Annotated in this window: 9 protein-coding genes; 8 read left to right on the forward strand and 1 reads right to left on the reverse strand. The window is 67.0% G+C overall.

Going from position 1 to position 15,785, the window contains the following annotated elements; genetic code table 11:
* Window positions 1-165 precede the first annotated feature (165 nt).
* From glgA to L6D77_RS25280, 8 genes are all read left to right on the forward strand, one after another.
* Window positions 166-1,725 carry a glycogen synthase GlgA gene (glgA, locus tag L6D77_RS25245; protein WP_232884100.1) on the forward strand — a complete coding sequence of 520 codons (1,560 nt, stop codon included), beginning with the start codon at window positions 166-168 and terminating at the stop codon, window positions 1,723-1,725.
* A gap of 14 nt (window positions 1,726-1,739) precedes the next feature.
* Window positions 1,740-3,482 carry a malto-oligosyltrehalose trehalohydrolase gene (gene treZ / locus L6D77_RS25250; RefSeq protein ID WP_232884099.1) on the forward strand — a complete coding sequence of 581 codons (1,743 nt, stop codon included), beginning with the start codon at window positions 1,740-1,742 and terminating at the stop codon, window positions 3,480-3,482.
* Complete coding sequence (malQ, locus tag L6D77_RS25255) at window positions 3,479-5,548, forward strand: 4-alpha-glucanotransferase (protein WP_232884098.1); 2,070 nt, start codon at window positions 3,479-3,481, stop codon at window positions 5,546-5,548. The genes treZ and malQ overlap by 4 nt, the downstream gene beginning before the upstream one ends.
* Window positions 5,545-8,319 carry a malto-oligosyltrehalose synthase gene (locus tag L6D77_RS25260; protein ID WP_232884097.1) on the forward strand — a complete coding sequence of 925 codons (2,775 nt, stop codon included), beginning with the start codon at window positions 5,545-5,547 and terminating at the stop codon, window positions 8,317-8,319. Before malQ ends, L6D77_RS25260 begins: the two co-directional genes overlap by 4 nt.
* A gap of 17 nt (window positions 8,320-8,336) precedes the next feature.
* On the forward strand, window positions 8,337-8,582 hold the full coding sequence (locus tag L6D77_RS25265; RefSeq protein ID WP_232884096.1) for a DUF2934 domain-containing protein: 246 nt from the start codon (window positions 8,337-8,339) through the stop codon (window positions 8,580-8,582).
* A gap of 152 nt (window positions 8,583-8,734) precedes the next feature.
* On the forward strand, window positions 8,735-10,888 hold the full coding sequence (gene glgX / locus L6D77_RS25270; protein WP_232884095.1) for a glycogen debranching protein GlgX: 2,154 nt from the start codon (window positions 8,735-8,737) through the stop codon (window positions 10,886-10,888).
* 167 nt (window positions 10,889-11,055) lie between these two features.
* Window positions 11,056-11,850 carry an endonuclease/exonuclease/phosphatase family protein gene (locus L6D77_RS25275; protein WP_232884094.1) on the forward strand — a complete coding sequence of 265 codons (795 nt, stop codon included), beginning with the start codon at window positions 11,056-11,058 and terminating at the stop codon, window positions 11,848-11,850.
* A 330-nt stretch (window positions 11,851-12,180) separates the two neighbouring features.
* Window positions 12,181-13,257, forward strand: a complete 1,077-nt coding sequence (locus L6D77_RS25280) for an autotransporter domain-containing protein (RefSeq protein WP_232884093.1) — start codon at window positions 12,181-12,183, stop codon at window positions 13,255-13,257.
* Window positions 13,258-13,422: 165 nt separating this feature from the next.
* On the opposite strand, the gene glgB is transcribed toward L6D77_RS25280, so the two are convergent.
* A complete protein-coding gene (glgB, locus tag L6D77_RS25285; protein ID WP_232884092.1) occupies window positions 13,423-15,633 on the reverse strand; it encodes a 1,4-alpha-glucan branching protein GlgB in 2,211 nt (736 codons plus the stop codon).
* Between the last annotated feature and the right edge of the window lie 152 nt (window positions 15,634-15,785).

A 15,785-nucleotide genomic window follows, 5' to 3' on the forward strand; every position in this document is an offset into this window, starting at 1 on the left:
CACCCGTCCACACGCTTTTCGGCCGGATTGCCGAGCGTGCCGTGCCTGCGCGCACTGATATCGGGCAAGGACCGCACTACGAAGATGCAACACCGATCAGAGAGAACCAGCACGAAATAACGCAACGGGTGCCCGCACCCGCAAAAACAAGGGACGGAGAGAAGTATGATCAGTGCCGCTGTCGAACCTCACGTAGATGCATTCAAATCGGATAACCGCGAGCCGCTGCCACCCAGCCTCGCCCCGACAGTCAAGGCACCCGGCGCCCAGCGCCAGCACAACCCCAACAAGCGCAAGGTCCTGTTCGTCACCTCGGAAATCGCCGACCTGGTCAAGACCGGCGGCCTGGGCGACGTCTCCGCCGCCCTGCCCCGGGCCTTGGCGCACCTGCACGATGTACGGGTGCTGATCCCCGGTTACCCCCAAGTAATGGAGAGCGACAACCCGATCCATATCGTCGGTGAACTGGGCGGCCATGCGGCACTGCCACCCTGCAAGATCGGCCGTATGGACCTCGCCGACGGCCTGGTGATCTATGTGCTGATCTGCCCCGAGTTGTACCAGCGCGAAGGCACCCCGTACGGCGCCAACAACGGCCGCGACTGGCCCGACAACCACATCCGCTTCGCCCGCCTGGGCCTGGCCGCTGCGGAAATTGCCGCCGGTGAAGGCATGGCCCACTGGCGCCCCGACCTGGTGCACGCCCACGACTGGCCGGCCGGCCTGGCCCCGGCCTACATGCACTGGCGCGGGCTGAGCACCCCGACCCTGTTCACCATCCACAACCTGGCCTACCAGGGCGTGTACAGCCGCGGCTGCAGCCCGGAGCTGGCGATCCCCGACCACGCCATGCAGCAGGAAGGCATGGAGTTCTACGGCAAGCTGTCGTTCCTCAAGGCGGGCCTGGCCTACTCCAGCCACATCACCACGGTGAGCGCCACCTACGCCCGGGAGATCACCACCCCCGAGTTCGGCTGCGGGCTGGACGGCTTCCTCGCCAGCAAGGCCCAGCAGGGCTTGCTCGGCGGCATCCCCAACGGCATCGACGAAAGCTGGGATTCGGCCACCGACGGGCACCTGGTGCACAACTTCAGCCTCAACGACTGGGACGGCAAGGCGCGCAACACCCAGCAGGTGCGCGAACTGTTCGGCCTGGACGCGTCCAAGGGGCCGCTGTTCGCCGTGGTCTCGCGGCTGGTCTACCAGAAAGGCCTGGACCTGACCCTGGGCGTGGCCGACTACATCGTCGAGCAAGGCGGCCAGATCGCCATCATCGGCCGTGGCGAACCCGAGGAAGAACAGGCCATGCGCGAGCTGGCCCTGCGTCACCCGGGCCGCATCGGCGTGCGCATCGGCTTCAACGAAACCGACGCCCGGCGCATGTTCGCAGGCTCCGACTTCCTGCTGATGCCATCGCGCTACGAGCCCTGCGGCCTGAGCCAGATGTACGCGCAACGCTTCGGCTCGCTGCCGGTGGCGCGCAATACCGGCGGGCTGGCCGACACCATCGAGAACGGCGTTACGGGTTTCCTGTTCGACGACTCGACCCTGGACAGCTACCGCGAAGCGCTGGGCCGGGCCTTCTATGTGTACGGCAAGAAACACCTGCTCAACGCCATGCGCTGCCTGTCGATGACCCAGCCGTTCAACTGGTGCCAGGCGGTGGAACCCTACGCGCGGCTGTACGAGGACCTGGTCCGGCAGACCCAGATCGCCCACTACTGAGCGGGGAGCAGACGATGCACAGGCATGGCGCACAGGTACTGGACGCCACGTCGGCGCGCTTTGCCCTCTGGGCGCCGGATGCGCGCAGCGTGAGCGTGGAAGTCGAGCGGCAGCCCCCCGTTGAGCTGCTGGCTGTTGATGACGGTTGGTATGTCGGCGTTGCCCCGTGCCAGGCAGGTGAGCGGTATCAGTTGCGTATCGACCGGCAACTCACGGTGGCCGACCCGGCTTCGCGCTATCAGCCCGCGGGTGTGCAGGGGCCGAGTCAGCTGGTGGACCTTGCCGCCTACCCCTGGCAACACACCTGGCTGGGCCGCCCGTGGCACGAAGCGGTGATCCAGGAGTTGCACGTGGGCCTGCTCGGTGGCTACGACGGGGTAGCCAAGGTGCTGCCACGCCTGGCTGAAGTGGGCATCAGCGCCATCGAGCTGATGCCGTTGGGGCAGTTCCCCGGCGAGCGCAACTGGGGCTACGACGGGGTATTGCCGTTCGCCCCGCAGCACAGCTACGGCACGCCGCAAGCGCTGTGCGCGCTGATCGACCAGGCCCACGGCCATGGCCTGATGGTGCTGGTGGACGTGGTCTACAACCACTTCGGCCCGGACGGCAACTACCTGCACCAGTACGCCAGCCCGTTCTTCCGCCAGGACCGGCACACGCCCTGGGGCGCCGCCATCGACTTCCGCCGGCCCGAAGTGCGCGAGTACTTCATCCAGAACGCACTGATGTGGCTGTGCGACTACCGCTGCGACGGCCTGCGCCTGGATGCGGTGCACGCCATCGACCAGCCGGACTTCCTCGTCGAACTGGCGCAGCGGGTGCGCGCGGCGGTAGCGCCAGGCCGGCAGATCTGGCTGGTGCTGGAAAACGAACACAACCAGGCCGCGCTGTTGGAACAGGGCTTCGACGCCCAGTGGAACGACGACGGCCACAACGCCCTGCACGTGCTGCTGACCGGCGAAACCGAAGGCTATTACGCCGACTACCAACAGCGGCCGATCGACCAACTGGCGCGCTGCCTGGCCGAAGGCTTCGCTTTCCAGGGCCAGGCCAACCGCCATGGCACGCCACGGGGCGAACCCAGCGGCCACCTGGCGCCCACTGCATTCGTGCTGTTCCTGCAGAACCACGACCAGGTCGGCAACCGTGCCCTGGGCGAGCGCCTTACCCGCCTCTGCCCGCCGCAGGCCTTGCGTGCGGCCACCGCGCTGTTGCTGCTGGCGCCGATGATCCCGCTGCTGTTCATGGGCGACGACGACGGCAGCCGCAAGCCGTTCCTGTTCTTCACCGACTTTCACGATGAACTGGCCGATGCCGTGCGCGAGGGCCGGCGTGGCGAGTTCGCCCACTTCGACGCCTTCGCCGACCCCGCCAGACGCGAACAGATCCCCGACCCCAACGCCGAAACCACCTTCGAAAGCTCCCGGCCGCAACCAAAGGACGTGCTGGCCGGCTGGCACGGCCTCTATCAGCAGTTGCTCGACCTGCGTAAACGCCATGTCGTCGCACACCTGCCCGGTACCCGCGCGCTCGGCACCGAGGTGCTGGGCGACAAGGCGCTCACCGCCCGCTGGCGCCTGGGCAACGGCCAGCAGCTGCGTATCGACCTGAACCTCGACGCCCAGCCGCAACCCGCGCAACTGCCGGCCCAGGCGTTGCGCCTGTACGACAGCAGCGACAACGCCCACCCCGACTCGACACTGGCCGCGCACAGTTGCGTGGTCAGCCTGCTGCCCCCCGAACCGGAGACGCCATGAGCGAACAGCCCCTGCACCGCCTGGCCGCCCGCGTCGGCCTGGCCCGCGACTGGATCGACGCCAACAACCGCCCGCAACAGGTCAGCGACGAGGTGCTGCGCCGCGTGCTGGAGGGCCTTGGCCACCCTGCCGGTGACGACAAGGCCATCGCCGGCAGCCTGCGCACGGTCGAGCAGGCCGAAGACAGCGAACACCTGCCGCCGCTGCTGACCGTCGATGTCGACCAGCCCCTCGCCCTGCAACGCTGGTTCAGCGCCGGCAGCCAGGCGCACTGCACCCTGGAGGACGCCAGCCAACGCATGCTGGTGCTGGATGCCCGGGCAAACCTCCCCCGCGGGTTGCCGATCGGCTACCACCAGCTGGCCATCGACGGCCGCACGTTCAGCGTGGCCGTGGCGCCGTCGCGCTGCCACGCGCTGGAAGAGGCCATCGCCGAACCGCCACCGCGCTGCTGGGGCCTGGCGGTGCAGCTGTACAGCCTGCGTCGCCCCGACGATGGCGGCTATGGCGACTGCCTGGCGCTGGAACAGCTGGCGCGCAGTGCCGCCGAACGCGGCGCCGATGCCCTGGCGATCAGCCCCATGCACGCACTGTCGGCCTTCGACCAGCAACATTTCAGCCCCTATTCACCGTCCAGCCGGCTGTTGCTCAACGCCCTGTACGCCAGCCCCGCCGCCCTGCTGGGCGAACGCACCGTACGCATGGCCATCCAGGCCTGCGGGCTTGAGCAGACGCTGGAGGACCTGCAGCAGCAACCTCTGGTGGACTGGCCGCGCGCCGCCAAGGCCCAACACCACTTGCTCGAAGCGCTGTACCAGGGCTTCAGCCAGAGCGACCACCCACTGCGCGCAGACTTCGCCAGCTTTCGCGAGGCTGGCGGCGAACGGCTCGAACACCATTGCCGCTTCGAAGTGCTGCAAAGCGAAGCGGTGGACCAGGGCCTGGGCGCCGACTGGCGCAAGTGGCCCAAGGCCTGGCACGACCCCTATCACCCGGAGGTCGAAGCCTTCGCCGCCGCCTACCCGGCCCGTGTCGAGTTCCACGCCTTTTGCCAGTGGCTCAGCGAGCGCAGCCTGCAGCGCGCCCAGGACGCGGCGCGCAGCAATGGCATGGCGATCGGCCTGATCGCCGACCTGGCGGTGGGTGCCGACGGCGCCGGCAGCCAGGCCTGGAGCCGCCAGGACGAGCTGCTGGCCGACCTCAAGGTGGGCGCGCCGCCCGATATCCTCAACCGCGCGGGGCAGGACTGGGGCATCTGCGCATTCTCCCCCGAAGGCCTCAAGCGCAACGGCTACCGTGCCTTCATCGAGATGCTGCGGGCCAACCTGGCCCATGCCGGCGGCCTGCGCATCGACCATGTGATGGGCCTGCGCCGGCTGTGGCTGATCCCCCGTGGGGCCTCGGCCCGCGAAGGCGCCTACCTCAACTACCCGCTCGACGACCTGCTGCGCCTGCTGGCCCTGGAGTCGGTGCGGCACCAGGCGATCATCCTCGGCGAAGACCTGGGCACCGTGCCCGAAGGCCTGCGCGAGCGCCTGGCGGCCAAGGCCGTGCTGGGCATGCGCGTGCTGCCCTTCGAGCAGGACTCGCCCGGCCGCTTCAAGCCGATCCTCGACTGGCCGGACAGCGCCCTGGCCACCACCGGCACCCATGACCTGGCGCCACTGGCCGGCTGGCTGCAGGCCCGCGACATCGACTGGCACAACCGCCTGCAACTGATCGACGCCACCACCGAAGGGCATTGGCGCGACACCCGGGCGCTGGAGCGCGACGGCCTGCGCCGCACCCTGGAGCACAACTACGGCCCGCTGGCGGACGACACTGCATTGGTTGACGCGGCGATCCGTTACGTCGGCCACACCCGCGCACCCTTGGTGCTGGTACCGCTGGAGGACCTGCTGGGCTGCGACGAGCAACCCAACCTGCCCGGCACCACCGCTGGCCACCCCAACTGGCGGCGCCGCTTCAAGGCCACGGCCCTCGAGCTGCTCGACGACGAGGATGCGGCGCGGCGCCTGGAGCTGCTGGCCCAGGCCCGCGAACAAGCCTGGGAGCGTGATCGATGAAGCCGCTGACCGCCACCCTGCGCCTGCAACTGCACAGCGACTTCACCCTGGATGACGCGACGCCGATGGTGCCCTACTTCGCCCAGCTGGGCATCAGCCATGTGTATGCCTCGCCGATCCTCACTGCCCGTGCCGGCTCGCGCCACGGCTACGACGTGGTCGACCCGACCCGGGTCAACCCCGAGCTGGGCGGCGAGGCCGCGCTGGAGCGCCTGGTGGCCGCCTTGCGCCAGCACGGCATGGGCCTGATCCTCGACACCGTGTCCAACCACATGGCCGTGGGTGGCGCCGACAACCCTTGGTGGCAGAGCCTGCTGGCCTGGGGCCGACGCAGTCCGTATGCAGAGTTCTTCGATATCCAATGGCACTCCAGCGACCCGCTGCTGGCCGGGCAACTGCTGTTGCCGTTCCTTGGCAGCGACTATGGCGTGGCCCTGCTCAACGGTGAAATGCCCCTGACCTTCGACGCCGAGCAGGGCCGGTTCGAGGTTGCCCACTACGACCATCGTTTCCCGATCTGCCCGTTGGACTACGGGCGCATCCTTGGCCATGCCGAAGACCCACGGCTGCAGGCCCTGGCCCAGCACTTCAGCGCCCTGCACGAGGCCGCCGAACCGCTGGCTGACGCCGTGGCGCTGCACCGCGACCTGGCCCTGGTGGTAGCCGCAGGCGCCAGCCTGGAGGGTGCCCTGGCCGCCTTCGACAGCCGCACCGAAGCCGGCTTCAAGCGCCTGCACCTGTTGCTGGAGCGCCAGACCTATCGCCTGGCCAGCTGGCGCACCGCCGCCGACGACATCAACTGGCGGCGCTTTTTCGACATCAATGAACTGGGCGGCCTGCGAGTAGAGCGCGCGGTAGTGTTCGAGGCCACCCACGCCAAGCTGTTCGAGCTGATCGAGCGTGGGCTGGTGGACGGTTTGCGCATCGACCATATCGACGGCCTGGCCGACCCGCGCCGCTATTGCCGCAACCTGCGCCGGCGGGTCGACGGGCTGCTGGCGCACCGGCCGCTGCAGGCGGGCGTGGAGCATTTCCCGATCTACGTCGAGAAGATCCTCGGCGCCGATGAGCACCTGCACCGCGACTGGCTCACCGACGGCACCACCGGCTACGAGTTCATGAACCAGGTCTCGCTGCTGCAACACGACCCGGCGGGCGAAGCGCCGCTGACCGAGCTGTGGAACAGCGTCAGCGAGCGACCCGAGTTCCCTGAGGAAGTGCGCCTGGCTCGCCACCTGGTGCTCAACGCCAGCCTGGCCGGCGACTGCGAGTCGGTGGCCCTGGCCTTGCTGCAGGTGGCCCGCGACGATTTGATGACCCGTGACCTCACCCTCGGTGCCATCCGCCGCGCGCTGCAGGCGCTGGCCGAGCACTACCCGGTGTACCGCACCTATATCAACGCCTGTGGTCGCCCGGCCGAGGACGAGGGGTTCTTCCAGCAAGCACTCGCTGACGCCCGCCAGTCACTGAGCGAGGCCGACTGGCCGCTGCTCGACCACCTGGCGCAGTGGCTCGGCGGCCAGCCCTGGCGACGCCTGCCCCCGGGCCGCCCACGCAAACACCTGCGTCACGCCTGCGTGCGCTTCCAGCAACTGACCGCGCCAACCGCCGCCAAGGCCGTGGAGGACACCGCGTTCTACCGCAGCGCCCGGCTGTTGTCGCGCAACGACGTGGGCTTCGAGGCCGAGCATTTCAGTGCCGACCCTGGGTGGTTCCACACCCAGGCCCAGCGCCGCCTGCACGACTTCCCCGACAACCTGCTGAGCACCGCCACCCACGATCACAAGCGTGGCGAAGACTGTCGGGCGCGCCTGGCGGTGCTCAGCGAACGAGGCCCCTGGCTGGCCAGCCGGGTGGGACACTGGCGCGAACTGGCGGCGCCGCTGCGCGAGGCGTTGGACGATGGCGTCGCGCCCAGCCCGGGCGATGAGCTCATGCTGTGGCAGACCCTGCTCGGCAGCTGGCCACTGGCGCTCGACCTGCATGACGACAACGCGCTGCGCCACTACGCCGAGCGCATTGGCAGCTGGCAACAAAAGGCCCTGCGCGAGGCCAAGCTGCGCAGCAGCTGGGCGGCGCCGAACGAGGCGTATGAACAGGCCTGCGCCGGCTATGTGAACGGCCTGCTGCTGGACGCGCAGAACCAGCAACTGCGCCAGTCGCTGCATGAAGCGGCGCGGCAGATCGCCTGCCCCGGCGCGCTGAACAGCCTGGTGCAATGCCTGCTGCGCATGACCACGCCGGGCGTGCCCGACCTGTACCAGGGCAACGAATACTGGGACTTCAGCCTGGTCGACCCGGACAACCGCCGGCCGGTGGACTACGCTGCAAGGCGTGCCAGCCTGGACGCCAGCACGCCCCTGGCCGAACTGCTCGGCCACTGGCAGGACGGGCGCCTCAAGCAGGCACTGATCGCCCGGCTGCTGGACTGTCGCATGAGCCACCCCGAACTGTTCCGGCGTGGCGCCTACCTGCCGCTCAGCGTGCAGGGGCGCCACGCCGACAAGGTGCTGGCCTTCGCCCGGGTGGGCGAGGAGCAGCGCGCCATCGTTGTCGCACCACGGCTTGCCGGCAGCTTGCTGGGTAACGCCACCACCCCATTGATCCCGGCACAGAACTGGGACGATACGCGGCTGATCCTGCCGTTTGCCTTGTCGCCTGCCAACTGCTCGGGACTTTTCGGTGGCGGTGCTGTCAGCCCTTCAAAGGAGCTGAAATTGAGCACCGTACTGGCGGAGTTTCCGGTCAATGTGTTGATTGATCATGCCTAACTGCATTCAGGAGCGTCGTGATGAGTGTCGAAGAAAAACGTGTTCGCGAATTCGCCTATCAAATCTGGGAGTCGGAGGGTAAGCCGGCGGGCCAGGAGATCCGCCACTGGGAGATGGCCCGCAAGCTGGCCGAGGCTGAAGCCCTAGCGCCCAAGGCCGCGCCGCGCAAGAAGGCGGCGGCCAAGCCGAAGGCAGTGGCGAGCGCTGAAAAACCAGTAGCGGCGAAGAAGCCGAAAGCGGTGAAAAAGCCGGCGGCGGATTGAGCCTGTCGTAATACCTGCACCGGCCTCATCGCTGGCAAGCCAGCTCCCACAAGGCAGGCGCAGCGTTCTGGTTTCGCTGTACCTGTGGGAGCTGGCTTGCCAGCGATGGGCCGCGCTGCGGCCCCCGTTCCCCCCGCACCACGAGGACCGCCATGAGCCCCCGCACCCCGAAGAAAACCCGCTCCGTCGCCCCGTCGCGCATCCGCGAAGGCATGCCCTTCCCGCTGGGCGCCACCTGGGACGGCCTGGGGGTCAACTTCGCCCTGTTCTCGGCCAACGCCACCAAGGTCGAACTGTGCCTGTTCGATTCAACCGGCGAACAGGAGCTCGAGCGCATCGAGCTGCCCGAGTACACCGACGAGATCTACCACGGCTACCTGCCTGACGCGCACCCCGGCCTGGTCTACGGCTACCGCGTGCATGGCCCGTATGAGCCGCAGAACGGCCACCGTTTCAACCCCAACAAGCTCTTGATCGACCCTTACGCCAAGCAATTGGTAGGCACGCTGAAGTGGTCCGAGGCGCTGTTTGGCTACACCATCGGCCACCCCGACGATGACCTGTCGTTCGACGAGCGCGACAGCGCGCCCTTCGTGCCCAAATGCAAGGTCATCGACCCGGCCTTCACCTGGGGCCGCGACCAACGTGTGCAGATCCCCTGGGAACGCACGATTGTCTACGAGGCCCACGCCCGCGGCATCAGCATGCGCCACCCGGCAGTGCCCGAGGCGCTGCGCGGCACCTTCGCGGGCCTGGCCAACGACGAACTGCTCGGCCATATCAAGGCGCTTGGGGTATCGAGCATCGAGCTGTTGCCGATCCACGCGTTCGTCAACGACCAGCACCTGCTCGACAAGGGCCTGAACAACTACTGGGGCTACAACAGCATTGCCTTCTTCGCCCCGCACCCGCGCTACCTGGCCAGCGGCAAGATCGCCGAGTTCAAGGAAATGGTCGCGCACCTGCACGACGCCGGGCTCGAGGTGATCCTCGACGTGGTCTACAACCACACCGCCGAGGGCAACGAACGCGGCCCGACCCTGTCGATGCGCGGCATCGACAACGCCTCGTACTACCGCCTGATGCCCGACGACAAGCGCTTCTACATCAACGATTCCGGCACCGGCAACACCCTCGACCTGAGCCACCCGTGCGTGCTGCAACTGGTCACCGACTCGCTGCGCTACTGGGCTGGCGAGATGCATGTGGATGGCTTTCGCTTTGACCTGGCGACCATCCTCGGCCGCTACCACGACGGCTACAGCGAGCGCCACGGCTTCCTCGTGGCCTGCCGCCAGGACCCGATGCTCAGCCAGGTCAAGCTGATTGCCGAACCCTGGGATTGCGGCCCCGGCGGCTATCAGGTGGGCAACTTCGCCCCCGGCTGGGCGGAGTGGAACGACCGTTTCCGCGACACCGTGCGCAGTTTCTGGAAAGGCGACGAAGGCATGCTCGCCGACTTCGCCGCGCGCATCACCGCCTCGGGCGACCTGTTCAACAACCGTGGCCGGCGGCCCTACGCCTCGGTCAACTTCGTCACCGCCCACGACGGTTTCACCCTGCGCGACCTGGTGTCGTACAACGACAAGCACAACGAAGACAACGACGAGAACAACCAGGACGGCACCAACAACAACCTGTCGTGGAACTGCGGCGCCGAAGGCCCGACCGACGACCCGGCGATCAACGCCCTGCGCATGCGCCAGATGCGCAACTACTTCGCCACCCTGCTGCTGGCCCAGGGCACGCCGATGATCGTCGCCGGCGACGAATTCAGCCGCACCCAGCACGGCAACAACAACGCCTACTGCCAGGACAGCGAGATCGGCTGGGTGAACTGGGACCTGGACGACGACGGCAAGGCCTTGCTGGCCTTCGTCAAGCGCCTGACCCGGCTGCGCCTGGCCTACCCGATCCTGCGCCGCTCGCGTTTTCTGGTGGGCGACTACAACGAGGCGATCGGGGTCAAGGATGTCACCTGGCTGGCCCCGGACGGCAGCGAGATGACCGTGGAGCAGTGGGAAGACCCCCATGGGCGTTGCCTGGGCATGCTGATGGACGGCCGCGCCCAGGTCAGCGGCATTGCCCGGCCCGGTGCCGAGGCGACCCTGCTGCTGATCGTCAACGCCTACCACGACGTGGTGCCGTTCACACTGCCGGCGGTGCCCCAGGGCGAGTATTGGAGCTGCCTGGTCGACACCGACCGGCCAGAGCTGCGCAAGCCGCAGCATCTTCAGTTCGACACGGTGTTCGAGGTGCAGGGAAGGTCGTTGCTGTTGATGGTGTTGCAGCGTGAGGAGGAGTGAACGTCCTCGCTACAGTTGAGTCATAAACAGGGCTGGCCCCATCGCCGGCAAGCCGGCTCCCACACCGACCGCGTTACCTTCAAGAACAACGTCATACTTGTGGGAGCCGGCTTGCCGGCGATGGGGCCGGGGCAGGCAACCCTGATCCAGCATAGACAGGAGTACTTGTGAACCCCGAAGCCGGCAGTCCAGGATTCGCCAGCGTCAGCCAGGCACCGCCCGTGCACCGGGTCAAGGTGCTGACGGTCAATACCCACAAGGGGTTCACCGCCTTCAACCGGCGCTTCATCCTGCCGGAGCTGCGCGAGGCGGTGCGCAGTACCCAGGCCGATATCGTGTTCCTTCAGGAGGTGCTCGGCAGCCACGACCGCCATGCCGCGCGCTACCCCGGCTGGCCGCAGACCTCGCAGTACGAGTTTCTCGCCGACAGCATGTGGAGCGACTTCGCCTACGGACGCAACGCGGTATACCCGGACGGCCACCATGGCAACGCGCTGCTGTCCAGGTACCCGATCATCGAACACCGCAACCTCGACGTGTCGATCACCGGCCCAGAACGGCGCGGCCTGCTGCACTGTGTGCTCGATGTGCCCGGGCAACACCCGGTACATGCCATCTGCGTGCACCTGTCACTGCTGGAAAGCCATCGGCAAAAACAACTGCAACTGTTGCGCACGCTGCTCGATGCACTGCCCGCCGACGCCCCGGTGATCATTGCCGGTGATTTCAACGACTGGCAGTTGCACGGCAACCGCACCCTGGGCCAGCAACAGGGCCTGCACGAAGCCTTCGAACGCCACCATGGCCTGCTCGCCCGCACCTACCCCGCGCGCCTGCCACTGCTGCGCCTGGACCGTATCTACCTGCGCAACGCCGAGAGCCATGGGCCGAGGATCCTCGGCCACAAACCCTGGACACACCTGTCCGATCATCTGCCGCTGGCCGTGGAAGTACGCTTGTAGCAACGATTCGGCATAGCCGCCCAGCGACAAATCGCCATTGTCGATATGCCCTGGTCAATGTTGCGCAAATTCAATGGCTTGAATGACTCAACAACGTCTTACCAAAGCCTTCACATATTCTTGACGCAAGCTCTGTCCTCTCCTTAGCTGAACAGAACCAACAGACGTAAAAATTCGTGCCGGGCCTCTAGCTCGCGCCTTCGTGCGCGCCCAAGCAGGCTGGCGCGCTGGTTTGGGTCGCCCCTGTTTTTGCCGTACAGCCCGTGACATCAGGCCAGATCCCCCGGCTGTTCAACGTGCTGTCCAACACATAACAACAGGAGATCCGCCATGAAAAGCACCTCGAACCCTCTGCGTTTCGAAGCTTTTTTCTGTGCGGTTTCCACGTCGCTGCTCCTGGCAACCCCGGTGGAAACCTTCGCCTTCGAACTGCAGGAGGGCGAACCCTTCGCCCGGTTCCTGGAACAGCCCGAGGTCCCCCAACCCTCCCTCGACCCGCTGAGCGTCAATGGCCTCAACCAGGGCATGCTGTCGGCATTCTCCACGCAGATGAGCGAGCGCCACGGCCCGCTGGCCAGCGACATGATCGCCAGCCAGTGGGCGCAGTTCTTTCCCGGGGCGCCACGGCCAACGGCACAGGCGCCGGCGCAGCTTGAGGCGCCCAGCCAGCAGCTGATGATCGGCCCCGACCTGTTCGTGCGCGAAACCAGCGCAGGCAATGTGCACCGCGCCGGGATTTTCGTTGGCCACAACAACCTGCAGAGCAGCTTCAACGGCATGCGCCCGTTGCTCGGTGACAAGCAACGCAATGCGGTGAACCTGAGCGGCGAGAGCCTGGGGGTGTACTGGAGCATGACCCATGAGCAGGGTTGGCACGTGGACGCCGTGGCGATGGGCACACGCATCGATGTCAACGGCCGCTCACAGGCCGGCCAACGGGTCGACGACAGTGGCCACGCGATGACCTTCTCGGTGGAGGGTGGCTTCCCCATCGGCCTGGGGGGCGGCTGGGTGATCGAGCCCCAGGCGCAGTTGATCAACCAGCAGTTCTTCCCCGGCAGCCAGGTGCAGGAGGAAACCTTGCAGGCGTTCGACAGCCAACCAAGCTGGAGCGGCCGGGTCGGTGCCAAGCTGTCGGCGCGCTATGACGTGAAAGGCATGCCGATCGAACCCTATGTACGCACCAACGTCTGGTACGACTTCAGCAACAGCGACTCGGTGAAGCTGGACCAGGTCGACAAGATCTCCAGCTCGCGCAGCTCGACCTCGGTGGACTTGGGCTTGGGGCTGGTGGCGCGGGTCACGCCGAATGTGGCGCTGTTCGTCAGTGCCGATTACAGCAGCGATGTGGATGACAATGATTTGAACGGGCTGATTGGCAGCCTCGGCGTGCGGATGCGTTGGTAGGCAGGTTCGGCCCTATCGCGGGCAAGCCCGCTCCCACAGGATTGCGCACTTCGCAACATATGCGCCGTACCTGTGGGAGCGGGCTTGTCGGAGCGCCGAGCCGCCGCGAACGGCCGCAGAGCGGCCCCAATCAATGCGATGGCGCACTAACTGATCAGCACCCCATCAGGCTGGCTTCATCACCAACACCCCCAACGGCGGGAGGTTCAATGCCAACGACAAGGGCTGCCCATGGCTGGCAATGTCGTCACTGGCCACCGCCCCCAGGTTGCCCACGTTCGAGCCGGCATACAGCCCGGCATCGCTGTTGAGCAACTCTTGCCAGCGTTCACCGAACGGCACGCCGATCCGGTACCCCTCGCGCGGCACCGGGGTGAAGTTGGCCACCACCAGCAACGGCTCGCCCTGGCTGCTCCAGCGTAGCCAGGCGTACACGCTGTTGTGCGCGTCGTCGCCGATCAGCCACTGGAAACCCTGGGGCTGGCAGTCCTGCTCGTGCAGTGCAGGCTCCTCGCGGTAGAGCCGGTTGAGGTCGCCGACCAGGCGCTGCACCCCCTGGTGCTCGGGGTATTGCAGCAAGTACCAGTCCAGTTCGCTGTCGTGGTTCCACTCGCGCCACTGGCCGAACTCGCAACCCATGAACAGCAGCTTCTTGCCCGGGTGAGCCCACATGAACGCAAGGTAGGCGCGCAGATTGGCGAACTTCTGCCAACGGTCGCCCGGCATCTTGTCGATCAGCGAGTGCTTGCCGTGCACCACCTCGTCGTGGGAGATGGGCAGGATGAAGTGCTCGGAGTAGGCATAGATCAGCCCGAAGCTCATCTCGTTGTGGTGGTAGGTGCGGTGGATCGGGTCGTTCTGCATGTAGTGCAGGGTGTCGTGCATCCAGCCCATGTTCCATTTGTAGGCAAAGCCCAGCCCGCCTTGCTGCGTCGGCTGGCTGACCCCAGGCCAGGCGGTGGACTCCTCGGCGATGATCAGCGCGCCGGGGGCCTCATGGGCGGCGACGCCGTTGAGGTGGCGGATGAAGTCGATGGCCTCGAGGTTCTCACGCCCGCCATGGCGGTTGGGCACCCACTCGCCGGCCTTGCGCGAGTAGTCGCGGTAGAGCATCGATGCCACGGCATCGACGCGCAGGCCGTCGATGTGGAAATGCTTGAGCCAGTGCAGCGCCGAGGCCAGCATGAAGCCGCGCACTTCGTTGCGCCCGAGGTTGTAGATCAGCGTGTTCCAGTCCTGGTGGAAGCCTTCCAGCGGGTTGTCGTACTCGTACAAGGCGGTGCCGTCGAAGCGCGCCAGGCCGTGTTCGTCGGTGGGGAAATGCGCCGGTACCCAGTCGAGGATCACGCCGATGCCGCCCTGGTGGCAGGCGTCGATGAAGAAGGCGAAGTCTTCTGCCGTGCCGTAGCGCGAGGTCGGGGCGAACAGCGACAGCGGCTGGTAGCCCCAGGAGCCGCCGAACGGGTGCTCCATGATCGGCATCAGCTCGATATGGGTGAAGCCCAGTTCCTGCACATAGGGCACCAGGCGTTCGGCCAGTTCGCGCCAGTTGTAGTAGCGCGCGACCTCGCCGGTATCGTCCAGTTCGCAGCGCCAGGAACCGGCGTGCAGTTCGTAGATCGACAGCGGCGCGTTGTAGGCGTGGCGCTGGGCGCGCTGGGCCATCCATTGCTCATCGTGCCAGGTGTGGGCCAGGGCGCCGGCCACCTTCGAGGCGGTACTCGGTGGCTGCTCGGTGGCGCGGGCCAGCGGGTCGGCCTTGAGCGGCAGCACGCCGTCGGCGCCGAGCACTTCGAACTTGTAGGTTTCGCCGACACCCAGGCGCGGCACGAACAGCTCCCACACCCCGGCGCTGTGGCGCAGGCGCATGGGGTGGCGGCGGCCGTCCCAGTTGTTGAAGTCGCCCACCACCGACACCCGCCTGGCGTTGGGCGCCCACACCGAGAAGCACACGCCGTCGATGCCGTCGGCCTGGGTCGGTTGCGCACCGAAGCGGCTGGACAGGTCGCGGTGGTTGCCCTCGGAGAACAGGTACATGTCCATGTCGCCCAGTTGCGGGCCGAAGCTGTAGGGGTCTTCGGTGACCTGCTCGCCCCCGGCCCAGCCGATCTGCAGCAGATACGGCTGGGCATCGCCCAGGTGCGCGGTGAACAACCCTGGCAGACGCTGTTGCTCCATTTCGGCGAGCACGCGCCCGCCATCGCGCGCCAGCACGCGCACATTCAGGGCGTTGGGCAGGAAGGCCCGGATAAACTGACCGCCCGCACCATCGGGGTGCGGGCCGAGCACGGCGAACGGGTCGGCGTGCGTGGCGCTGGCAAGGGCGTCCAGGTCCCGTTGCCGAAGGCTGCCGTTGTCACGCGTGGTTGCATTCATCTCACTGCCCCTTTCCATGTATTCAAGCATTACGTGGCCACCTGTCGGCGACCCTTGTGGGAGCGGGCTTGCCCGCGAACACCGGCACAGCCGGTGCCATGCAGCGCGGCGCCTGCTTCGCGGTGGTGCGGCACTCCGACAAGCCCGCTCCC

This window comes from Pseudomonas parasichuanensis, assembly GCF_021601385.1.
Lineage (GTDB): Bacteria > Pseudomonadota > Gammaproteobacteria > Pseudomonadales > Pseudomonadaceae > Aquipseudomonas > Aquipseudomonas parasichuanensis.